The 23,700-nt window shown below is 44.6% G+C and carries 20 protein-coding genes and 1 pseudogene; 19 read left to right on the forward strand and 2 right to left on the reverse strand.

Translation table 11 applies throughout. From position 1 onward, the window contains the following. The 18 genes from ACLW56_RS23705 to ugd form a co-directional block, all read left to right on the forward strand. Nucleotides 1-194: hypothetical protein (locus tag ACLW56_RS23705; RefSeq protein ID WP_330984809.1), on the forward strand; the 194-nt coding region annotated here is incomplete at its 5' end. Further along, the gene (locus ACLW56_RS23710; RefSeq protein ID WP_330982379.1) at nt 107-1,480 is read left to right on the forward strand and encodes an IS4 family transposase; all 1,374 of its coding nucleotides are present in this window, start codon (nt 107-109) and stop codon (nt 1,478-1,480) included. The genes ACLW56_RS23705 and ACLW56_RS23710, both read left to right, overlap by 88 nt. A 58-nt stretch (nt 1,481-1,538) precedes the next feature. Then, on the forward strand, nt 1,539-2,819 hold the full coding sequence (gene wcaK / locus ACLW56_RS23715; protein WP_330986104.1) for a colanic acid biosynthesis pyruvyl transferase WcaK: 1,281 nt from the start codon (nt 1,539-1,541) through the stop codon (nt 2,817-2,819). Further along, nucleotides 2,816-4,036: a colanic acid biosynthesis glycosyltransferase WcaL gene (wcaL, locus tag ACLW56_RS23720; protein WP_330986105.1), complete on the forward strand. Its 1,221-nt coding sequence runs from the start codon at nt 2,816-2,818 to the stop codon at nt 4,034-4,036. Before wcaK ends, wcaL begins: the two co-directional genes overlap by 4 nt. Before the next feature lie 9 nt (nt 4,037-4,045). Continuing rightward, nucleotides 4,046-5,452: a colanic acid biosynthesis protein WcaM gene (gene wcaM, locus ACLW56_RS23725; protein WP_330986106.1), complete on the forward strand. Its 1,407-nt coding sequence runs from the start codon at nt 4,046-4,048 to the stop codon at nt 5,450-5,452. Between the two features lie 145 nt (nt 5,453-5,597). Continuing rightward, the gene (gene galF, locus ACLW56_RS23730) at nt 5,598-6,491 is read left to right on the forward strand and encodes a GalU regulator GalF (protein ID WP_330986107.1); all 894 of its coding nucleotides are present in this window, start codon (nt 5,598-5,600) and stop codon (nt 6,489-6,491) included. Between the two features lie 362 nt (nt 6,492-6,853). After that, the gene (gene rfbB / locus ACLW56_RS23735) at nt 6,854-7,927 is read left to right on the forward strand and encodes a dTDP-glucose 4,6-dehydratase (protein ID WP_330986108.1); all 1,074 of its coding nucleotides are present in this window, start codon (nt 6,854-6,856) and stop codon (nt 7,925-7,927) included. Then, the gene (rfbA, locus tag ACLW56_RS23740; RefSeq protein WP_330986109.1) at nt 7,928-8,794 is read left to right on the forward strand and encodes a glucose-1-phosphate thymidylyltransferase RfbA; all 867 of its coding nucleotides are present in this window, start codon (nt 7,928-7,930) and stop codon (nt 8,792-8,794) included. Between the two features lie 6 nt (nt 8,795-8,800). After that, nucleotides 8,801-10,228, forward strand: a complete 1,428-nt coding sequence (locus ACLW56_RS23745) for a lipopolysaccharide biosynthesis protein (RefSeq protein ID WP_330986110.1) — start codon at nt 8,801-8,803, stop codon at nt 10,226-10,228. A 9-nt stretch (nt 10,229-10,237) separates the two neighbouring features. Continuing rightward, on the forward strand, nt 10,238-11,353 hold the full coding sequence (gene vioA, locus ACLW56_RS23750; RefSeq protein WP_330986111.1) for a dTDP-4-amino-4,6-dideoxy-D-glucose aminotransferase VioA: 1,116 nt from the start codon (nt 10,238-10,240) through the stop codon (nt 11,351-11,353). A gap of 82 nt (nt 11,354-11,435) precedes the next feature. Continuing rightward, nucleotides 11,436-12,446: a glycosyltransferase gene (locus ACLW56_RS23755; RefSeq protein ID WP_330986112.1), complete on the forward strand. Its 1,011-nt coding sequence runs from the start codon at nt 11,436-11,438 to the stop codon at nt 12,444-12,446. A gap of 42 nt (nt 12,447-12,488) precedes the next feature. Beyond that, nucleotides 12,489-13,709 carry an oligosaccharide repeat unit polymerase gene (gene wzy / locus ACLW56_RS23760; protein ID WP_330986114.1) on the forward strand — a complete coding sequence of 407 codons (1,221 nt, stop codon included), beginning with the start codon at nt 12,489-12,491 and terminating at the stop codon, nt 13,707-13,709. Continuing rightward, nucleotides 13,709-14,869 (forward strand): glycosyltransferase, encoded by a 1,161-nt coding sequence (locus tag ACLW56_RS23765; RefSeq protein ID WP_330986115.1) that lies wholly within the window; start codon nt 13,709-13,711, stop codon nt 14,867-14,869. Before wzy ends, ACLW56_RS23765 begins: the two co-directional genes overlap by 1 nt. A 17-nt stretch (nt 14,870-14,886) precedes the next feature. After that, a complete protein-coding gene (locus tag ACLW56_RS23770; RefSeq protein ID WP_330986116.1) occupies nt 14,887-15,723 on the forward strand; it encodes a glycosyltransferase family A protein in 837 nt (278 codons plus the stop codon). Nucleotide 15,724: 1 nt separating this feature from the next. Beyond that, on the forward strand, nt 15,725-16,828 hold the full coding sequence (gene glf / locus ACLW56_RS23775; RefSeq protein ID WP_330986117.1) for a UDP-galactopyranose mutase: 1,104 nt from the start codon (nt 15,725-15,727) through the stop codon (nt 16,826-16,828). Further along, nucleotides 16,828-17,733, forward strand: coding sequence for a glycosyltransferase (locus ACLW56_RS23780; RefSeq protein WP_330986118.1), 906 nt, complete (start codon nt 16,828-16,830; stop codon nt 17,731-17,733). The genes glf and ACLW56_RS23780 overlap by 1 nt, the downstream gene beginning before the upstream one ends. A 140-nt stretch (nt 17,734-17,873) precedes the next feature. Continuing rightward, nucleotides 17,874-19,280, forward strand: coding sequence for an NADP-dependent phosphogluconate dehydrogenase (gene gndA, locus ACLW56_RS23785; protein ID WP_330986119.1), 1,407 nt, complete (start codon nt 17,874-17,876; stop codon nt 19,278-19,280). A 229-nt stretch (nt 19,281-19,509) separates the two neighbouring features. After that, nucleotides 19,510-20,676 (forward strand): UDP-glucose 6-dehydrogenase, encoded by a 1,167-nt coding sequence (gene ugd, locus ACLW56_RS23790; RefSeq protein WP_330986120.1) that lies wholly within the window; start codon nt 19,510-19,512, stop codon nt 20,674-20,676. A 210-nt stretch (nt 20,677-20,886) separates the two neighbouring features. Here the strand turns inward: ugd and ACLW56_RS23795 are convergent, their stop codons facing one another. Then, nucleotides 20,887-21,891 (reverse strand): NAD-dependent epimerase, encoded by a 1,005-nt coding sequence (locus tag ACLW56_RS23795; protein WP_330986121.1) that lies wholly within the window; start codon nt 21,889-21,891, stop codon nt 20,887-20,889. A gap of 230 nt (nt 21,892-22,121) precedes the next feature. Between ACLW56_RS23795 and wzzB the strand changes: the two genes are divergently transcribed. Further along, entirely contained in the window at nt 22,122-23,126 is a 1,005-nt protein-coding gene (gene wzzB, locus ACLW56_RS23800) for an LPS O-antigen chain length determinant protein WzzB (RefSeq protein ID WP_330986122.1), read from the forward strand. 362 nt (nt 23,127-23,488) lie between these two features. On the opposite strand, the pseudogene ACLW56_RS23805 reads toward wzzB, so the two are convergent. Further along, nucleotides 23,489-23,700, reverse strand: a pseudogene (locus ACLW56_RS23805) (IS630 family transposase); the annotation flags it as partial.

Genomic DNA, 23,700 nt, shown 5'->3' on the forward strand with positions numbered 1-23,700 from the left:
GGGCTGTCTCTTATACACAAATCCCTGACGAATTTGTCGGGGATTTTTTTGAACTATTTTCCCGTCTGTTGATCTCTTCTGATATCTCTCTTTTCGGGTTTTTAGTATGGTGCTTTCTGATTGTTTTTCATGGGCTAAACACACTTTCGGGCTTGCGCAACTGGGTGACCCGCGGCGTACCCGCCGTCTCGTGACTGTAGCCGCCTCACTCACTCAACACCCCGGACTTTCTATCGTGAAATCATCCCTGTCTCCCGCCGAAGTTGAAGGCGCTTACCGCCTGTTGCGTAACCCCTGCGTCTTTCCTGACGCTATCGCTGAGGCAGGATTTATTGCCACGGCCAAAGCCGCCCGGGAGCATCCGCTTCTCCTCGCACTGGAAGATACAACGACCATCAACTTCAGCCATTCCAGCGCCTGCGATGAACTGGGCAACACCACCACCAGCCCGAAAACACGCGGCCTGCTTGCCCATTCGGTACTGCTCTACGCCCCGGACGGCGCCCGGATGGTGGGCCTTATCGACCAGCAACGTTGGAGCAGGGAGACCGCCACCTATGGCAAAAAACATCAACGAAAAGAGCGGCCTTATGAAGAAAAAGAGAGCTTTAAATGGCAGTTGTCATCTCAGTTGATGGCGCAGCGCCTGGGCGATATTCAGTCAAATGTTATCTCTGTGTGTGACCGTGAAGCGGACATCTGGCAGTACCTGAATTACAAAACCAGCCAGGGGCAGCGCTTCGTGGTCCGGGCCGCGCAAAACCGGCGACTGGAGGATGGCGCAGGCAAACTGTTCGACCTGCCTGAAAGGCTGACGCAGGCGGGAAGTCATACGCTGAATGTGGTTCAGAAAGGGGGGAGAGCGGCGCGCCAGGCACAGATGTTCGTCAGCTACAGCGCGGTGAATATTGCCGCACCGGACGGGTCGGGCGAACAGTTGCCGGTGACGTATATCTGCTGTCGGGAGGAAGAGGAAAGTGGGGCCTGCTGGCATCTGCTGACGTCAGAAAAAGTGGAGAGTGCGGAGCAGGCACGCATCATCATCAGCTATTACGAGCGCCGCTGGCTGATAGAGGAATACCACAAAGCATGGAAAAGCGGGGGCACCTGTGTGGAATCGCTTCGTATGCAGACACGGGATAACCTGGAGCGGATGGTGGTCATCCTCGCGTTTATCGCCGTGAGGGTACTGGCGTTGCGCCAGGGCGGGCTGAGTGAGGAAACGCTGAATGAGCCCTGCGAGCAGGTGCTGAGCCCAATAGAATGGAAGCTGCTGTGGGTAAAACAGGAAGGAAAAGCCCTGCCAAAGAAGGCGCCGAACCTGAAATGGGCGTATCTGGCACTGGCGAAAATGGGTCGATGGTATGACAGCAAACGAACAGGACGGGCGGGCTGGGTAGTGATGTGGGAAGGCTGGTTCAGGCTTCAGGATGTCGTTGAGGGGTACAAACTGGCGAAGTCTCTTGATCAGGAGATCTGATCAAGAGACAGCCTTTGGGGAGAGGGGACAGTGAGGGGAAAACATTTAGAGGTCATACATGAAATTACTGATTTTAGGCAATCACACCTGTGGGAATCGCGGTGACAGCGCCATTCTGCGCGGCCTGCTTGATGCCATCAACACCCTGAACCCGGATGCTGAAGTGGACGTGATGAGCCGCTATCCGGTGAGTTCATCCTGGCTGCTGAACCGCCCGGTGATGGGTGACCCGCTGTATGCGCAGATGAAGCAGCATAACAATGCGGCCGGGGTGATGGGCCGGGTGAAAAAAATCCTGCGTCGTCGCTATCAGCATCAGGTGCTGCTTTCCCGCGTGACCGACACGGGCAAGTTGCGCAATATCCGTATCGCTCAGGGCTTCACCGATTTCGTGCGTTTGCTCAGCAACTATGACGCCATCATCCAGGTCGGCGGATCGTTCTTTGTGGATTTGTACGGCGCGCCGCAGTTTGAGCACGCGCTGTGTACCTTCATGGCGAAAAAACCGTTGTACATGATTGGGCACAGCGTGGGGCCTTTCCAGGACCCGCAGTTTAACCAGCTGGCAAACCATGTGTTTGCGCAGTGTGATGCGCTGATCCTGCGTGAATCGGTGAGCCTGAACCTGATGAAGCGCAGCGACATCACCACGGCGAAAGTAGAGCAGGGCGTAGATACCGCCTGGCTGGTCGAGCACCACAACGACGATTTCACGGCGAGCTATGCCGTTGAACACTGGCTGAAAACCATCGGCCAAAAGAAAAGTGTGGCTATCACCCTGCGCGAACTGGCTCCGTTCGATAAGCGCCTTGGCACCACGCAGCAGGCCTATGAAGAAGCGTTTGCTGGTGTGGTGAATCGCATTATTGATGCGGGTTATCAGGTGATTGCACTGTCGACCTGTACCGGTATCGACAGCTACAACAAAGATGACCGGATGGTGGCGCTGAATCTGCGTAAACACATTCAGGACCCTGCCCGGTATCACGTGGTGATGGATGAGCTCAACGACCTCGAAATGGGCAAAATTCTCGGGGCGTGTGACCTGACCGTCGGCACGCGCCTGCATTCAGCGATTATCTCGATGAACTTCGACACCCCAGCCATCGCCATTAATTACGAACACAAATCAGCAGGCATCATGCAGCAGCTCGGTATGTCTGAAATGGCTATCGATATTAAACACTTACTGGATGGCAGCCTGAGCAGCATGGTGGCTGACACGCTCGGCCAACTGCCTGCCATCAACGAACGCTTACGCGTGGCGGTGAAAGCCGAGCGCGAAAATGGCCTGCAAATGGTGAAATCAGTCCTCGACCGCATCAAGGAGGTGAAATGAAGATTGGATTCTTCCTGCTGAAATTTCCGCTGTCGTCAGAGACGTTTGTTTTAAACCAGATAGTGGCATTTATTGAGATGGGCTATGAGGTGGAGATTGTCTCGCTGCTGAAAGGCGACATGACCAACACCCATGAAGCGTTCAGGCGCTATGACCTGGCGGAGAAAACGCGCTGGTTGCAGGATGAACCGGAAGGCAAGCTGGCAAAGCTGCGTTACCGGGCGACGAACACGCTGAAAGGGTTGCATCGTGCAGCCACCTGGCGCTCGCTTGATCCGCGTCGTTATGGCAATGAGGCGCGTAACCTAATCCTTTCGTCTATCACGGCGAAAAATCCTGATCCTATCAGTGCAGATGTTTTTATTGCTCACTTTGGCCCGGCGGGTGTGACTGCCGCCAAGCTGCGCGAATTGGGTGTGATCCGCGGCAAAATTGCGACAGTCTTCCACGGCGTGGATATTTCCAGCCGCGAAGTGCTTCAGCATTACACGCCGGAGTATCAACAACTGTTCCGTCGTGGCGATTTGATGCTGCCGATAAGCGATTTGTGGGCGAAGCGTCTGCAAACCATGGGCTGCCCGCCGGAGAAGATTGCGGTGTCGCGTATGGGCGTGAACATGGAGCGCTTTGCTCTGCGTGCCGCCAAAGAGCCGGGGAAAACCCTGCAGATCATTTCTGTCGCCCGTCTGACCGAGAAAAAAGGGCTGCACGTGGCGATTGAAGCTTGCCGCCAGTTGAAACAGCGTGGCATTGATTTTCACTATCGTATTCTTGGCATCGGCCCTTGGGAACGCCGTCTGAAAACGTTAATCGAGCAATATCAGCTTGAAGATGTGGTAGAGATGCCGGGCTTTAAGCCAAGTCATAAAGTCAAAGCGATGCTCGATGAAGCGGATGTCTTCTTGCTGCCGTCTGTTACCGGCGCCGATGGGGATATGGAAGGGATTCCGGTGGCGCTGATGGAAGCGATGGCTGTCGGCATTCCGGTGGTATCAACCCTCCACAGCGGCATTCCAGAGCTGATTGAAACCGATGAATCTGGCTGGCTGGTCCCTGAAAACGACGCGGCTGCGTTAGCTAATCGCCTGAGTGCACTGAGCGCGTATGAACAGCAGAAGCTGGAGCCTGTGGTCACCAGGGCGCGCGAAAAAGTGGAAACCACCTTTAACCAGCAGGTGATCAACCGCCAACTGGCGAGCCTGCTGCAGACGCTGTAAAGAGGCCGCATGACATCAAAAAAGTACTCCCTCTCTCGACGACACTTCCTTCAGGCCAGCTCTGCGCTGGCTGCTCTCCCTCTCATTAACAGCCCTGCCGCTTTTGCGGCTGGGCGCTCAAAAGCGGCAGATATCCGGACCTACAACACGCACAATGACTGGATTCGCGCCTTCAACGATGCCTTCAAAGACAGCGATGTGGTCACCGTTCCGCAAGGCGTGACTTGTGAAAACATCAACACCGGCATCATCATGCCACCCGGTAAAACGCTGCAAATAGAAGGCGCGCTGAACGGCAACGGGCGAGGGCGCTTTGCGTTGCAGGATGGCTGTAAAATCATCGGCAACAGTCAGGGCTCGCTCAACAATATCTGCCTGGATGTGCGCGGTTCAGACTGCGCGATTGAAGGGGTGACGATGAGCGGCTATGGCCCGGTAGCGCAGATTTTCATCGGCGGGAAAGATACCCGCACGATGCGTAACTTGCTTATCGATAACATCACCATTACCCAGGCGAACTACGGCATTTTAAGGCAGGGATTTCATAACCAGTTTGATGGCGTGAAAATCACCAATGGCCGTTTTAGCCAGCTACAGGGTGATGCGATTGAATGGAATGTCGCCATTAATGATAAGAACATTCTCATTTCTGATCATGTGATCGACACCATTAACTGCACCAACGGCAAGATAAACTGGGGCATCGGTATTGGCCTTGCGGGAAGCACCTATAACAACAGCTATCCGGAAGACCAGTCGGTAAAAAACTTTGTCGTGGCGAACATCACCGGCAAAAATTGCCGCCAACTGGTGCATGTGGAAAATGGCAAACACTTCATCATTCGTAATGTAAAAGCGCAAAATATCACCCCGGCGTTCAGTAAACAGGCGGGAATCGATAACGCGACGGTGGCAATTTACGGCTGTGATAATTTCATCATTGATAATGTCGAGATGGTCAATAGCGCCGGCATGCTGATTGGTTACGGCGTGATTAAGGGCAATTACCTCTCGATACCGCAGAACTTCCAGCTCTCTAATATCAAGCAGGACAACACGGACATGCCGTCCAAACTGCGTGGCATCCAGATTTCATCCGGCAATGCGCCTTCGTTTGTCTCCATCACCAACCTCGATATCAAGCGCGCCTCGCTGGAACTGCATAACAAACCGCAGCACCTTTTCATGCGTAATATCAGCGTGATGCAGGATTCTGTTCGTGGCCCGGCGCTATCGATGCACTTCGATTTACGCAAGGACGTGCGGGGTAAATTTATGGCGAAAGAGGACACCCTGCTGTCGCTCGCGAACATCAAAGCGGTGAATGAAAAGGGCGTGCGCTCCGTGGATATCGACCGGGTCGATCAGCACACTATTAACGCTCGCGGGCTGAATTTTAGGCTGCCGGGGCGGTAAATCTGAGGATTCCTGGTAAAGCTTGCTAACTCTCAGATTGAACCTGAAGTTTTATCAAATTTTGCCAGGTATCATCAAAAAAACGTGCTGGATTAAACGTCCTGACTGGCTATAATTCTTCAACCATTCATAGGTGGACATGATAATGATTAATTTGAAAGCAGTAATTCCGGTAGCGGGCCTCGGGATGCATATGCTTCCTGCCACCAAGGCTATTCCGAAAGAAATGCTGCCGATCGTTGACAAGCCGATGATCCAATACATCGTCGACGAGATTGTTGCTGCAGGGATCAAAGAAATCGTCCTGGTCACCCACGCGTCCAAAAACGCCGTGGAAAACCACTTCGACACCTCTTATGAACTTGAGTCACTGCTGGAGCAGCGCGTTAAGCGTCAGCTGCTGGCTGAAGTACAGTCTATCTGCCCGCCGGGTGTGACTATCATGAACGTGCGCCAGGCGCAGCCATTGGGCCTGGGTCATTCCATTCTGTGCGCTCGCCCGATTGTTGGCGATAACCCATTTGTGGTTGTGCTGCCAGATATCATTCTGGATAACGCTACAGCCGACCCACTGCGTTACAACCTTGCTGCGATGGTCGCCCGTTTCAATGAAACAGGCCGCAGCCAGGTGCTCGCGAAACATATGGACGGCGACCTGAGCGAATACTCCATCATCAAAACCAAAGAGCCGCTGGATAATGAAGGCAATGTAAGTCGCATTGTTGAGTTCGTTGAAAAACCAGACCAGCCGCAGACGCTGGAGTCTGACCTGATGGCAGTCGGCCGTTATGTGCTTTCCGCAGACGTTTGGGCAGAACTGGAAAAAACCGAGCCAGGTGCCTGGGGCCGTGTGCAGCTGACTGATGCTATCGCCGAACTGGCGAAGAAACAGTCTGTCGATGCCATGCTGATGACCGGCGACAGCTACGACTGCGGTAAGAAAATGGGTTATATGCAGGCATTCGTACAGTACGGCCTGCGTAACCTGAAAGAAGGTGCTAAGTTCCGGGAAAGCATCAAGAAATTGTTGGCAGGCTGATTTTCAGGAAACAGCATGTCAAACTGAACGGCAGGGGAAGTCATGAGGTGAATAACGCACACTCATGACACCACTGCCGTTTTTTTTCATTAAAATCAAAGAATTAAAACTAAGCAACAAATCTGATTTTACATATCAAAACTGGGATTTCTCCTTGTTTTGAGCCGTGTTTAAGACCACAATATTGGATTAGATTGAGCGGACTGATGGTTGATTTTTAATCATCATTCCTGATCACATACTGACTTTGCGTGCAGTGCACTGGTAGCTGTTGAGCCAGGGGCGGTAGCGTGCTCAGAATAATATGATCCATCCCAAACTGACTTCTTTATTTCGATAATAGATTAAGAGCGACAGATAACGTGAAAATTCTGGTTACCGGCGGCGCAGGCTTTATTGGTTCTGCAGTAGTAAGACATATTATAAATAATACTCCAGACAGCGTCGTTAATGTTGATAAATTAACTTACGCTGGCAATCTTGAGTCGTTAGTCGAAGTTGAAAGTAATTCACGTTATTGTTTCGAACATGCAGATATTTGCGATTCAGAAGCGATGAGCCGAATTTTTGCTCAGCATCAGCCTGATGCAATTATGCATCTTGCCGCTGAAAGTCACGTTGACCGTTCGATCACGGGCCCGGCTGCTTTTATCGAAACGAACATCGTTGGCACCTATGTGCTTCTTGAAGCGGCGCGAAAATATTGGTCTGGGCTGAATGACGTGAAGAAAGCCGCTTTCCGCTTCCACCATATTTCGACTGATGAAGTTTATGGTGATCTTCCTCATCCTGATGAGGTTGAGAAGGTTGAAGATTTGCCATTGTTTACTGAAACTACGGCTTACGCCCCAAGCAGTCCTTATTCCGCATCAAAAGCATCCAGCGATCATCTCGTCCGTGCATGGCTTCGTACTTATGGCATGCCAACGTTAGTGACAAACTGCTCAAACAACTACGGGCCTTATCACTTCCCGGAAAAACTCATCCCGCTGGTTATTCTCAACGCGTTGGAAGGTAAACCATTACCCATTTACGGTAAAGGCGACCAGATTCGCGACTGGCTGTATGTGGAAGATCATGCACGAGCACTCTACAAAGTCGTGAGTGAAGGGAAGATTGGTGAAACCTACAATATTGGCGGCCACAACGAGAAGAAAAACCTCGAGGTCGTGCATACCATCTGTGATCTGTTAGATGAAATCGTCCCGAAAGAGGCTTCCTATCGTCAGCAAATCACTTATGTAACCGACCGCCCGGGTCATGACCGTCGTTATGCCATTGATGCAGATAAAATCAGCCGCGAGTTGGGTTGGAAACCTGAAGAAACCTTCGAGAGTGGTATTCGTAAAACGGTTGAGTGGTATTTATCAAATAAAGAATGGTACGAACGCGTACAAAACGGAAGTTACCAACGTGAACGTCTGGGGATTGCATAAATGAAAGGTATTATATTAGCAGGTGGCTCGGGCACTCGTTTATATCCGATTACGATGGGTGTTTCTAAGCAGTTATTACCAATTTACGATAAACCTATGATCTATTATCCCCTCTCGGTGCTGATGCTGGCTGGTATTAGGGATATTCTGATAATTACTACTCCAGAGGATCAGGGCGGATTCAAACGATTATTAGGTGATGGTTCTGCCGTTGGGATAAATTTACACTATGAGATACAACCGTCACCAGATGGTTTGGCACAAGCATTCATTATCGGAGAAAAATTTATTGGTGATGATTCTGTATGCTTAGTGCTAGGTGATAATATTTTTTATGGGCAAGGGTTTTCTCCAAAATTAAAAGAAGCCGCTGCGCGAGCAACCGACACGGCAACTGTATTCGGTTACCAGGTTAAAGATCCGGAGCGTTTTGGTGTGGTTGAATTTGATGATAAACGGAGCGTTTTATCTATCGAAGAAAAACCTATAAAACCGAAAAGTAATTATGCAGTAACAGGACTATACTTTTATACAAATGAAGTAGTCGAGTTAGCAAAACAAGTCAAGCCTTCGGCTCGCGGGGAACTAGAGATAACATCCCTCAATCAGATGTATCTTGAGCAAGGTAACTTAGTTGTTGAAATGCTTGGACGTGGTTTTGCCTGGCTCGATACTGGTACACATGAAAGTTTGCTCCAGGCAGCACAATTTGTCGAAACGATAGAGGTACGTCAAGGATTCAAAGTGGCTTGTCTTGAAGAAATAGCCTATTCCAATGGATGGCTGACCAAAGATAATCTACTGGCGCAGGCTAAACTCATGTCAAAAAACGGCTATGGTCAATATCTAACTCAATTAATTAAGTAGTCCACAGTGTCTGAGCTTAAATCTAAAACAGTAAACGGTTTAAAATGGAGCGCGCTGGAACGTATTTTGTCTCAGGGTGTTCAGTTAATACTGATGTTAGTTCTGGCTCGCCTACTTGGTCCGAAATCATTTGGTCTGATTGGCATGTTGGCAATATTTATCGCTATCGGTCAGGTTTTTATTGATAGTGGATTCAGTTCGGCTTTAATACGGAAAACCGATCGGACTAACATTGATTACTCAACTGCATTCTATTTTAATGTATTTGTAGCGTGTGGGTGTTATGCCGTTTTATATGTATGCTCACCTTATATTGCTGATTTTTATCAGCAGCCTGAGCTTTCATCGCTAGCAAAAGTTATTGGTTTATCACTTGTTGCAAATAGTTTTTCGGTTGTACCTCGAACTATTCTAACTGTTTCCATGAATTTCAAATCTCAGGCAAAAGCTTCTATTTTTTCAGTTGTATCTGGCGGTATTATTGCCGTCTTAATGGCCTGGAAAGGATTTGGTGTATGGGCTCTAGTGGCCCAAACGCTCTCTGTTTCAGTTTTCAACGCATTAGCCTTGAACTTGATTACTCGTTGGATTCCTGCGCTAACATTTTCTAAGAATTCATTTTCATATCTTTTTGGATTCGGTGGGAAATTGCTGCTTTCTGGATTACTTGATACAGCTTATAACAATCTTTATCAGATAATCATTGGGAAAAAATTTGATGCAGTAAGCGTTGGTCAATTTGCACAAGCAAATCAAATTTCCAGTATTCCTGCTATGACGATGACAAATATCATACAACGGGTCACTTATCCGATGTTCAGTCATATGCAGAATGAATCTGGGAAAATGGAAGAATACTACTTGCTTACTATAAAAGTAGCGGCACTATTCATTTTCCCGCTTATGGCCGGAATCGCAATTGTTGCCCAACCACTCTTGCAAATTGTACTGGGTTCGCAATGGCATGATGCAGCCTCTTTGGTCATGGTTCTTGCAATTGGCTACATGCTTTATCCGATTCATGCTATTAACTTGAACATCCTTCAAGTAAAAGGTCGTAGTGATTTATTTCTTAAGCTTGAAGTATTAAAAAAAATAGTAGGGATACTAATAATCGTAATAACTATGAATTTTAGTATTTATTATATGTGCGTTGGTTTACTTATTCATTCATACTTGTCACTCCTATTTAACACATATTATACAGGTATACTAACAGGTTTGAAAATTCAACGGCAATTTAAAACAATAATGCCTGTTTGGATAATTACTGTGTTTTCATGTGCCATTGCGAAAATTTCTGCCATCTATATCTCTGATAACTCATTATTACAAATATCGATAATGGTTCCAATGGCAATTGCGACCTATATTATCATTATTTACTTCACGCAAAAAAAATTATTCAAACTTGTATTGTCTATTCGAAAATAGAGAAACTAAATGAAAAATATACCAGTAACTCAGCCTTTTTTACCAGAACTTGATGAATTTATTCCTTATTTAGAAAAAATCTGGGATAACAAATGGTTGACGAATAATGGACCCTTCCATCAGCAACTGGAAAAAGAGTTATGCGAATATCTTAATGTTGAACATATCTCTTTATTTAACAATGCTACAATTGCCCTGATTACAGCACTTCAAGCACTGCGGATCTCTGGAGAGGTCATTACTACACCTTACTCATTTGTTGCAACAAGCCATTCTATTTTATGGAATGGCTTAAAGCCCGTTTTTGTTGATATTGATCCAAATACGTTCAATATAGATCCAAAGAAAATAGAAGCCGCGATAACGCCGAACACAACAGCAATTATGCCAGTGCATTGTTATTCAAACCCCTGTGATGTTGAGGCTATTCAAGAAATTGCCGATAACTACGGGTTGAAGGTCATTTATGACGCAGCGCATGCTTTCGGGGTTAACTTCAAGGGCAAGAGTCTCTTGAGTTTTGGAGATATGTCTATTTTGAGTTTCCATGCCACAAAAGTATTCAACACTTTTGAGGGAGGGGCTATTATTTGTCAGGATGCAAAGACAAAACAACGTATCGACCGCTTGAAAAATTTCGGCATAGCTGATGAGTTGACAGTTACGGCTCCAGGCATTAATGGGAAAATGAGTGAGATTAATGCTGCTTTTGGCTTAGTTCAATTGAAACATATTAATACAGCAATTAGACAACGAGAAAATATTGATCAAAGATACCGCAACGCACTATCATTAATTGACGGTATAACAATACCAAAGCTATCCGATGATTCTAACAGCAATTATTCCTATTTCCCTGTGTTAATAGAAGATGGTTTTCGAGTAACAAGAGATGAGCTTTATGCTGAACTTAAGGAAAACGGAATTCTTTCTCGGCGTTATTTTTACCCGCTGATCAGCAATATGCCGATGTACAGGGGCATCGATTCGGCTAAAATTGACAACTTACCTTTATCTAATGCTGTTTCAGATAAGGTATTATGCCTTCCTATATTTAATGAATTAAGCATTAATGACCAGGATGTTATCATAAATAATATTCGTGGGCTAACTTCAGGTATTTAATTCAGACCACAGTATTCGCAATTTCCGTGGCGTTCATTAGGTTATTTTACAATACGCGATACTAAAAATTAATGGATATTATATGCCAGATATCACAGAGGAACAAATTAAACAGACATGGAACAATCAGTGCCTTAAACCTAAGGTTAGTATCTGTTGCATATCCTTTAATCAAGAAGAGTATATTAAAAAAACGATTGATAGCTTTTTGGCACAAAAAACATCCTTTGCATTTGAAATCGTGATATCGGATGATGTAAGTACCGACAAAACAGCTGAGATAATACAAAAATATGCAAGGAAATATCCTTCAGTTATTAATTTCCTAGATAACAAAGAAAATCTAGGTGCTAATAATAATTTTTTGAGAGCTATCAATAATGCTAAAGGAGAATATATCGCCTTCTGCGAAGGCGATGATTATTGGATTGATGTGAATAAGCTTCAAATTCAATATACAGCAATGCTTGAACGTCCTGAGGTTAATTTTTCCTTTCATCCATGCTTTTTAAATATTAATAATAAACTTCAAAAAAGAATTGCGTATAAAAAAGGTTCTCAAGAAAAAATAGTTGAAGCCAGAAGTGTACTGAGCAGTCTGAATCAATTTTCCCCTACCGCCTCATATATGTTCAAGCGAGAAGTCATAGGGGAGCTTCCTGAATGGTTTGCATTGGCCCCAGTAGGTGATCTATTTATTGAGCTTTACTGTATGAGAAATGGAGGTGGTCTTTATCTCCCGAAACCAATGTCAGTATATAGAGTATCATCAATTGGATCATGGACAAATTCAACCCAACAGAACGTCGATAGATATACTAAAAGGCATCTTGCGCTAATAGATAGTTTACGATTAGCAGAGTTGGATTTTCCGGATGAACGGAAATCATTTACTATTAAAATTGCATATATATACCTCTCGCTAGCAATTCGAATGCTAAAACAGAGAGATTACGATGCATTTAGAATATATATAACAAATGCAACTACAGCGAAAGGATTTTTATCGATAAAGCATTGCATTTTATACATGCTCAAGAGTCGACCGGCATTGTTGAATAGGCTACTAAGCATTAAAAAGCTTATTAAATGATTTTTTATTTTGTCTGATAAATTTAAGTGGCCTCGGCAATATATGACACGCAAGTATTTAATGTCTTTATATGTATTTTTTAATTTTTCGTGTGCAATTTATTTTGGAGTTATTGGTAAACTTGGTGGTGATTTTAAATATGAGAGCAGTTCCAATGTGGTTACGCTAGTACTGTCTCTTATGATTGTCTTATTCACTTTTGCTTTGATTCAAGGCGTGATTTTTAATCTATTCGAAAAGATACCAATAAAAAACAATGGGCGTCATGTAAATAAATCAGCTCTAGACTGGATTATGCTTATAGTCGTCTCTTTTGGAATCTACTCTGCGTTAATTTATAAAGTTGGCGTTCTTGGTGTTAGTAAAGATGTATCAGAAGATGCGCCAAAGATTATATTTTATCTGAATACAATTTTTCAACCAGCATTATTAGTTTTAATTTATTTATTTTATCGGTATAAAAGTAAGTACTATATTTTTTACTTGAACCTTTTGGCATACTTAATACTTTTGCTTTTGAGTGGCCAAACGGGACAACTGTTACTATTGCTGTGTTTATATTTTATGCGTAAACCCGATAAAACATCGTCACTTAAACTATTATTAATCACATTAGTTGGTGTGGGATTTTATCCATTTATTCGTATGTTGAAAGATGCAATCGTTCAGTTAGTTAATAACTCAGGTGAATGGTCAGGAACATTTTCAACTTTCTTAGATGGCATTACTATTGAGTCATATTTTAGCTATTTGTTCATTACATTAGAAAGATTTCAGATGGTCAGTAACATTCATTATCTGATTGACAATGGTCAAACGCTAGGTAGCGCATTTCAATTGCAAGGTATGTCAGATTCATTTTTTTCGCTGTTTTGGATTTTTTCTGCCCTAGCAAGATTATTAGATATTGATGTTGGAGATGTGGTTTCAGCTCAAGATTTTTTTGCGTATTCTATCAATGGAATTCCAACATGGTCTTCGCAGATCAGTATGCTAGGATATTTCTATTTTTATGGATTTCTTGCAGGTATTATCATTGCCTTTATATTATTGCTGCTGTTTATTGCAATCAGAGTTAGCAAATATTTAAGTATTGACAAAGAAGTTACTAATTTAACGTGGGCATTATCATTGCTTCTGATTTGTCATGGCTGGTTCGTACCTTTTATGAACTATGTGCAGTGCTTGGTTTGCTTTTCATTGATCGTTATGGTTTTTAATATAGGAAATACTAAATCATTACTATATAAGAGACTTTCCTAATGCTAAAACGAAAAGTAATAGTTTTTAGAACAAAGATCCTGCCTTACTCCGAAACTTTTATTAAAGAACAAGTTTTGGCTTGCCAATTATGGGACTCAGTTCTTGTAGGGCATTTTTTAATCAGAAAGGGGCTTGACATAACGGGGGTTGACTACATAACGCTTGAAAATAAAGTATGTGTGTTAACTGAGTTGAAGCGAAATATTTTAAAGTTAATTAAGTTTTCGCCAAGGAAAGATTTTTGCATTATTAATTCATTACGCCCAGAATTAATTCATGTGCACTTTGGTGTGGATTTAACAATAAACTGGTCTTTATTAAAAAAATTTAATGTCCCGATATTGGTCACTCTTCACGGATACGATATCACTATTAGTAAAGAATGGTGGCATTCTGGCAAGGAAGGTATTCATTTAAAACATTATCCGGAAGAGTTACTGCGAATTTCCAGAAATGATAATGTGCATTTTGTGGCAGTTTCGGAAGCTATTAAAGATAAAGCCATTTTGTTTGGCATTCCTGCTGAAAAAATACATGTCAAACATATAGGGATAGATACATCTCAGTTTAATTTATCTGATATACCTTTTGCTGAAAGAAAACAAATACTGTTCATTGGAAGGTTAGTTGATAAAAAAGGCTGCAAAGTCCTGTTGGACGCATTTGCTAGAATATACGATAAATTTCCTGATCATGAATTGAAGATAATAGGGGATGGCCCATTAAAAATCACATTAGAAAAATATGCACAGGATCGTAGCTTAAATGTGAAATTTATGGGGGCATGTCCTAAAGAAATAGTAATTCATGAGCTAGTTAGAACTTCTGTTTTTTGCCTTCCAAGTGTGCAGGCAGATAATGGTGACGCTGAAGGATTCGGCTTAGTATTACTTGAAGCCGCAGCCTCAGGGGTCCCAGTAGTTACTTCTGCCCTTGGTGGTTCGACGGAAGGAGTGATTCATGGTAAAACAGGGTTTAGTTTTCCTGAGCATGATAGCTTGCAACTTGCATCTTATTTGGAAGAATTACTTTCAAACGTGGAATTAATGTCATCTATGGGATTAGCAGGTAGAAAATTTGTTGAAGAGAATTTTAATATTTTGACATGTACCGCCTCGCTAGAGCAGTTATATGATGAATTGGTTATACATAATAGTTAATATTAGTTGAGAATGATATGCCATCAAATAAAATTATTGATGTTGTAATTCCTAGCTTTAATCGATTGGAATTATTAATGCTATGTATTGACAGCGTTAGAAAACAGACATATAAAATAAATAAAATTATCATTGTTGATGATAATTCATCGTTCTCTCATGATGATTTTTGGATGTCGATGAAGGAAAATAATGTTGAGCAAGGAGATATTGTTTTCCATAAAAAGAATGAGAATAAAGGTGCTTGTCACTCAAGGAATCTAGGTGTTGAGTTAAGTAATGCAGAATATATTGCCTTTCTCGATGATGATGATATGTGGGAAGCCGAACATATTGAGAGATTAATTAATACATTCACTCAGCCAGATATTGTATTATCTTATTCAGGAAAAAAAATCACTAACTTTTCTTCTGGAAGTGTACGTAAAAGCTTACGCGTCATTCCCAACGAATCTCAGCGCTCTCACATGTTAAAATGTAATTACCCTGGTTCGACTTCCTCTATCCTTGTCCGGAAAAACGCTTTTTATGAAGCTGGTAAATTTGATGAGTCCCTTCCTGCAATTCAAGATTACGATTTTTATTTGAGATTAGTTGATGTTGGCACTTTTACTACAAGTAATGTTTTTACTTTGATTTATCGTAACGATACAAATATTAAAATAACGAACCAACTTAATAAAGCAAGGGTCGCTTTCAATGTCATAACAAAAAAAATAAATCTCAACTCCAGAAACATATTGGCGAAGACTATTTTTGTCCAAAATATAAAGAAAGCCATTGTTTCTAGACAGTATGGTTTTGTTTTTTTGTTTACTCTAGACTTTTTGAAGGTTTTAACTAAGAGCGATTAATATGAAATATGATTATCTGATTATCGGTGCTGGTCTGTTCGGATGTGTATTTGCACATGAGATGAAAAAAAAAGGTTTCTCAGTAAAAATTATTGAGCGAAGAAATCATTTAGGTGGGAATGTTTATTGTGAGGACGTGGATGGGATAAATGTCCATAAATATGGCGCTCATATATTCCATACAAATGATAAATATATCTGGGATTACGTCAATAAGTTGGCAGAGTTTAACCGTTTCACTAATTCTCCGGTAGCGATCTCCAAAGGTAAACTTTATAATTTACCGTTTAACATGAATACATTTTATCAGCTTTGGGGGGTAATTAAACCGGAAGATGCTCGTAACATTATTTTCGAACAAAGTCGTGTCATGAATGATATTGAGCCTTCAAATTTAGAAGAGCAAGCTATCTCCTTAGTTGGACTTGACATTTTTAATACATTAATCAAAGAATACACTGAGAAACAGTGGGGAAGACCTTGTACAGAATTACCGCCTTTTATTATTAAGAGACTTCCTGTTCGCTTCACCTTTGATAATAACTATTTCAATGATAAATACCAAGGAATTCCTATCGGTGGGTATAATAAAATCATAGATTCTCTATTGGATGGTATCGAAAGTGAGGTTTGCGTTGACTTTTTTGATGATAAAAATCGTTGGTATCAATGCGCCAATAAAATAGTGTATACAGGGCCTATAGATAGATTTTTTGATTTCGAGTTTGGTGAGCTTCAGTATCGAACGCTCGATTTTAAAAGTGAGAAGCTCGAAGCTGAAAATTTTCAAGGTAATGCTGTTGTCAATTATATTGACTCTGAGTTTGAATATACAAGAATTATCGAGCATAAGCATTTCGAATTTGGTAATCAAGCTTGCACTGTTATAACTAAAGAATATCCTAAAGAGTATAAGTTAGGTGATGAGCCTTATTACCCAGTAAATGATAGCCATAATAATCGCATTTTTTCACAATATAAGAAAAAGGCAAAAGAACTTGATAATGTGATTTTTGGTGGTCGCTTAGCTGAATATAAGTACTATGACATGCACCAGGTTATAGCATCTGCACTCGCGGCTGTTGAAAGGGAGTTGGAGTCGTAATGAGTATCACGATAGCAATTATTGTTACTTATAAAAGGAAAGAGTTGTTAAAAAAGGTTCTTGAGGGTGTTTTCACTCAAGACAGCCCTGTGTCCGAAATTATAGTGATTGATAATAATAGCAAAGATGGGACTGATTTGTTAGTTGCAGAGATGCAAAGGAGTTCGGCGAATGCTAAGTTGAGTTACTATAATACTGGAGATAATTTAGGGGGCGCAGGTGGTTTTGCTTACGGATTTAATGTAGTTAAAGATAAAGAGTATGACTTCCTGTGGCTAATGGATGACGATTTATTAGCCGAACCTGACTGCCTTAGGTATTTGCTTGATGCCAATAATGATGGCATCACGCAGCCGATGAGATTTAATTTGGATGATACTTGCGCAGAAATATCACCTGTTGACTATGATTTAGATACCATATTTCTTCTGAATCCTAAAAAGTCTACTGTAAAGGATCTTTATGAAGTCCAGCCGTTTACTTCTCCTATATCTATTGCGGGGGTTCCTTTTGAAGGACCATTGATATCAAAGAAGGTTGTCGATTCAATAGGTATTCCTGAGTCGAAATTTTTTATTTTTAATGATGACTTAGACTATTCGCTTCGTGCTCGTCATTCAGGCTATAAAATTATTTGTGAACCAAAGGCAAGGGCTGTAAGACTTCTTGTAAATAATCAATCTAACGATCTTAGATCGTGGAAGGGATATTTCATGTTACGCAATCATTTTTATATATTGCGATGTCATGGAAAATCCATATTTGTGCGTGCTCGCCCACTATTTTTAACTCTTGGATATTTCTTTTTATCCATTTTTCGTGGCCAACCTAACGTAGCGATTACAACTCTAAAGGCATATAGAGATTCATTTTCACTGAAAAATAATGAAAAGTATCGACCATAGCCAAGAGGATCAATCTGAAATGCTATGCCTGTTCTAAATTCGCTTCCTGCTACACATACCCCCCTGATTGAGTTAACATCTTCACCACATTTCAAGCCGCGCGCACCCTGCGCGGTGACCACACCTGACAGGAGTATGTAATGTCCAAGCAACAGATCGGCGTCGTCGGTATGGCAGTGATGGGGCGCAACCTGGCGCTCAACATCGAAAGCCGTGGTTATACCGTCTCCATCTTCAACCGCTCCCGTGAAAAAACTGAAGAAGTTGTTGCCGAGAATCCCGGCAAGAAACTGGCTCCTTTCTATACGGTGCAGGAGTTCGTCGAGTCTCTGGAAACACCACGCCGCATCCTGTTAATGGTGAAGGCGGGCGAGGGCACGGACAAAGCCATCGAATCACTCAAGCCTTATCTGGACAAAGGCGACATCATCATTGAAGGCGGTAACTCCTACTTCCCGGACACCGTTCGTCGTAACCGTGAACTGTCTGCTGAAGGCTTCAACTTCATCGGTACCGGTGTGTCCGGTGGTGAAGAGGGCGCGCTGAAGGGCCCATCCATCATGCCTGGTGGTCAGAAGCACGCTTACGAGCTGGTTGCCCCAATCCTCACCAAAATCGCTGCTGTGGCAGAAGATGGTGAGCCATGCGTGACCTATATCGGTCCGGACGGTGCGGGTCACTATGTGAAGATGGTGCACAACGGTATCGAGTACGGCGATATGCAGCTGATTGCTGAAGCGTACTCCCTGCTGAAAGGCGGCCTGAATCTTTCCAACGAAGAGCTGGCTCAGGTGTTCACCGAGTGGAACAACGGCGAGCTGAACAGCTACCTGATCGACATCACCAAAGACATCTTCACCAGGAAAGATGAAGAAGGTACATACCTGGTTGATGTGATTCTGGATGAAGCCGCGAACAAAGGCACCGGTAAATGGACCAGCCAGAGCTCTCTGGATCTCGGCGAGCCACTGTCTCTGATCACTGAGTCTGTCTTCGCACGTTACATCTCTTCTCTGAAAGACCAGCGCGTTGCAGCCTCTAAAGTGCTGAGTGGCCCTCAGGCTAAACCGGCTGGCGATAAAGCAGAATTCGTTGAGAAAGTGCGTCGTGCTCTGTATCTGGGCAAGATCGTATCTTACGCTCAGGGCTTCTCTCAGCTGCGTGCGGCATCCAATGAGTACAACTGGGACCTGAACTACGGCGAAATCGCGAAAATCTTTCGTGCAGGTTGCATCATTCGTGCTCAGTTCCTGCAGAAAATCACCGATGCGTATGCTGAGAATGCAGACATCGCGAACCTGCTGCTGGCACCGTACTTCAAGAAGATTGCCGATGACTATCAGCAGGCTCTGCGTGACGTAGTGGCTTACGCTGTTCAGAACGGTATTCCAGTACCCACCTTCGCAGCGGCGATTGCCTACTACGACAGCTACCGTTCAGCGGTGCTGCCAGCGAACCTGATTCAGGCGCAGCGTGACTACTTCGGTGCTCACACTTACAAGCGCACTGACAAAGAAGGTGTGTTCCACACCGAGTGGATGGAATAATTTTCGTTAGTCCATCTTTCAAAGGCCCGGAGCTTGTCTCCGGGCCTTTTGCATTAATCTTCCCTTAAGGCATTCGAAGTAGTCTGAATGTCGCCTCAATAGAGAGGCTATCGGCGGCCTTTACCTTGACAGGCCAGCAATGCAAGAGGTAAAAACCACAACAGTTTTGTTTATCGTGGTGGCCAGACTGCGCCATCTCTACCCGCTCACTGAAAAAAGTTGCGCACTAATGAAAATTACAATTTCCGGTACAGGTTATGTTGGCCTTTCAAACGGCATCTTGATTGCTCAGCACCACGAAGTGGTGGCGCTGGACATCGTGCAGGCTAAAGTGGACCTGCTCAATCAGAAGAAATCGCCGATTGTTGATAAAGAGATTGAAGAGTACCTGGCGACCAAAACGCTGAACTTCCGTGCGACCACCGATAAAGAAGATGCATACCGCGATGCTGAGTATGTGATTATCGCCACGCCAACGGATTACGACCCGAAAACCAACTACTTCAACACTTCAAGCGTTGAAGCGGTAATCCGTGACGTAGTGGCTATCAACCCGAAAGCCGTGATGATCATCAAGTCCACCATTCCCGTTGGCTTTACTCAGTCAATCAAGGAAGCGTTGGGCATCGATAACGTGATTTTCTCGCCTGAGTTCCTGCGTGAAGGCCGTGCGCTTTACGATAACCTGCATCCTTCGCGTATTGTGATTGGCGAGCGTTCGGAGCGTGCTGAGCGTTTTGCCGGGCTGCTGCAGGAAGGGGCTATTAAGAAAGAGATTCCTACGCTGTTTACGGATTCCACAGAAGCCGAAGCGATCAAACTGTTTGCTAACACCTATCTGGCGATGCGCGTGGCGTACTTCAATGAGCTGGACAGCTATGCAGAAAGCTTAGGCCTGGACAGCCGTCAGATTATCGAAGGTGTTTGCCTCGACCCACGTATCGGCAACCACTACAACAACCCGTCATTCGGTTATGGCGGTTACTGCCTGCCGAAAGACACCAAGCAGCTGCTGGCAAACTACCAGTCTGTGCCAAATAACATTATCTCGGCCATTGTCGATGCCAACCGCACGCGTAAAGATTTTGTGGCGGATTCCATTCTTTCCCGCAAGCCAAAAGTAGTTGGCGTTTACCGTCTGATCATGAAGAGTGGCTCTGATAACTTCCGCGCTTCTTCCATTCAGGGGATTATGAAGCGCATCAAAGCGAAGGGCGTGCAGGTCATCATTTATGAACCAGTGATGCAGGAAGATGAGTTCTTCCACTCTCGCGTAGTCCGCGACCTGGAAGCGTTCAAGCAAGAAGCTGATGTGATTATCTCCAACCGCATGGCGGAAGAACTGGCTGACGTGGCGGATAAAGTGTATACGCGCGATTTGTTTGGCAATGACTAACTCGCTAAACGTTCTATGAAAAATGGCCCTCGATGAGGGCCATTCAGACTGCTGACAAAGAAGGAAAAAGCGTGGTTTTTCCTTCTTTGTGGCTATCAGCCGAAAATCAATAAATTGATTTTCCTTGTTTTTTATTCGGTACCCTATGACAGATCTCATTCGTTAGAGGTTTGTCATCACTCTCAATGGCCCTCGATGAGGGCCATTATGTTAAGCTTTGTAAAACTCACGATACCAGTCGACGAAGTTTTTCACCCCATCCTTAACCGTGGTTTCCGGTTTGAAACCGATAACATCGAACAGAGCTTTAGTATCAGCACTGGTTTCCAGCACATCACCTGGCTGAATTGGCATCATGTTTTTGTCTGCCTCAAGGCCCAGCGCTTCTTCCAGCGCGGTGATGTAATCCATCAGCTCGACAGGGGAACTGTTACCGATGTTATACACGCGGTAAGGCGCAGAACTGGTTGCCGGGGAACCTTCTTCTACTGTCCAGTTAGCATCAGGCTGAGGAATGACGTCCTGCAGGCGGATGATGGCTTCCGCAATGTCATCGATATAGGTGAAGTCACGTTTCATCTTGCCATAGTTGTACACATCGATACTCTTGCCTTCGAGCATGGCTTTGGTGAACTTAAACAGCGCCATGTCCGGGCGACCCCATGGGCCATACACGGTAAAGAAGCGCAGGCCCGTTGTTGGCAGGCCGTAAAGGTGTGAATAAGTATGGGACATCAGCTCGTTGGCTTTCTTGGTCGCCGCATACAAAGACACCGGGTGGTCAACCGAATCATCAGTCGAGAAAGGCATCTTGCGGTTCAGACCGTATACGGAGCTGGAAGAGGCGTAGAGAAGATGCTGAACTTTATTATGTCGGCAACCTTCCAGCACATTCAGGTGGCCCATCAGGTTGGCCTCAGCATAAGCGTGTGGATTTTCCAGCGAGTAACGCACGCCCGCTTGTGCGGCCAGATGGATCACTCGGTCGAATTTCTCATCAGCAAACAGGGCTGCCATTGCTTCACGGTCAGCGAGATCAATTTTGTGAAAGCTGAATTCTGGTGAGCTGAGCAGATCCAGTCGAGCCTGCTTCAGACTGACGTCATAGTAGTCATTGAGATTATCAATCCCCACCACCTGATGGCCCGCCTGCAACAAGCGTTGGCTAACATGGAAGCCGATAAAACCGGCTGCGCCGGTAACCAGGTATTTCATCTTTTATCCTCGAAAACTGACCAGAAATTCACCACACCGCTTCTGGCACATCTGAAAGCAAAATCATACCGTTAGATGACGGAAAAAGATAATCGTTATCTACAATTAGGGTTGCCAGATTTTTGGTTAAATTCGGTAAGCTTCGGGCATTATTCCTATGGAAATTCCTGGAGGCATCAGTACACTACGAGGCCTTGTGGGCTTTTCTTCATTTCGCAGTTAAGGTTTGTATGACACAGGATAACAATAAAGGTTTTGCCGGCCGCCACAGCGATCCGGAGCAGATTGATCTGATAGATTTAGTGATGCAGATCTGGCGTGGGAAGGGCACCATCATCGTTTGTGTTGTTGTCGCTATCCTTCTTGCCGTTGGCTATCTGTTTGTTGCTAAAGAGAAATGGACCTCTACGGCACTTGTCACACAGCCAGATCCAGGACAAGTTTCAAGCTACTCCAACGCCATGAACATTTTGTTTGGTGGTAGTGCGCCCTCTATAGGTGCTATCCAGCAGGATTTTATCACCCGCTTTAACTCTTCTTTATCTGCGTTATCGGAATCACTGGATAACCAGGAAGAACCTGAAAAACTAACCATTGAAACGGCCGTCAAGGGGCAAAATCTGCCACTTCGTGTGTCCTACACGGGACCGTCAGCGGAAGAAGCTCAGAAAACGCTGGCGCAGTACATTCAGCAGGTTGATGAAGGCATCGCAAAAGCGGTTGGTGGGGATCTCAAAGCGAACATTGACTCTCGCAAAGATGCCCTTGAGCAATCCCTGTCTACTCAGGAAAAAGTTGCCACCGAGCAGAAAGCGCTGCGTATTGCCCAGATTACTCAGGCGTTGACCATTGCCGATCAATCAAAAATCAAGCTGCCGCAAATTCAGCAGGCCGATCAGGTGTCGCAGGATACTATGTTCATGCTGGGTAGCGATGCGCTGGCGGCGATGGTGAAAAACGAATCTACGCGTCCGCTGACCTTCCCGGACAGCTACTACCAGACGCGTCAGACGCTGTTTGACATCGATAGCCTGATGACCGGTGAGAATAAAGAGGAACTGAAAGCCTCGAACATTCACGCTTACCGTTATGTTATGAAGCCTACTCTGCCTATTCGTCGTGATAGCCCGAAACGCGCTATTACGCTGATCCTGGCTGTGTTGTTGGGTGGCATGGTGGGAGCCGGTATTGTATTAGTACGGAATGTAGTTCGGAACTATCAAATGAACAGCTGAAGTGCTTAAGAAAAAAATTCCTAAATTTTATGGAACGTACTGTTTTTTACTGAAATTATAGGGTCAGGTCGCTGTTGTTATGATGGGGCCTGACGCTGTTGTATCAATTCACTATTTAAATGGATTTTTGGCTAGGCCGCATATTCACTACAGATAGTAGCTTGTCATTATCCATTCTATTTTCAGCCTTTGAGGGAGCGCTCGCTCCATTGGTCTATCGCCTCAGCAATTTTTCTTACTGTGATTCACGCTTTCCCACTGCTGATTCCCATGTAGTTAGATCTGCTCCGGATTAGTGTACTTACGCAAATGGCGCCTCCCGACCATTTGTATGATTTTCTAAATAGCTGCGCCTAATACCGCTACACTTTTGCCTGCCCATGCTTAGCTCCGGGGAATGGACTGACGGTGTCCATAAAATGACGAACCTTTTTCAGTAGTTGCCACATTGTCCGGCACTGATGATTACGGGTTATTGTGTCATGTAGCGCCTGCCATAACCGCTCTACGTGGTTCACCCATGGCGAGTAAACCGGCTGATAAATCACCCTGAACTTCGGGTTGGCTTTCAGCC

The sequence above is a fragment of the Pantoea sp. sgz302252 genome (assembly GCF_047713085.1).
Taxonomy (GTDB): Bacteria; Pseudomonadota; Gammaproteobacteria; order Enterobacterales; family Enterobacteriaceae; genus Scandinavium.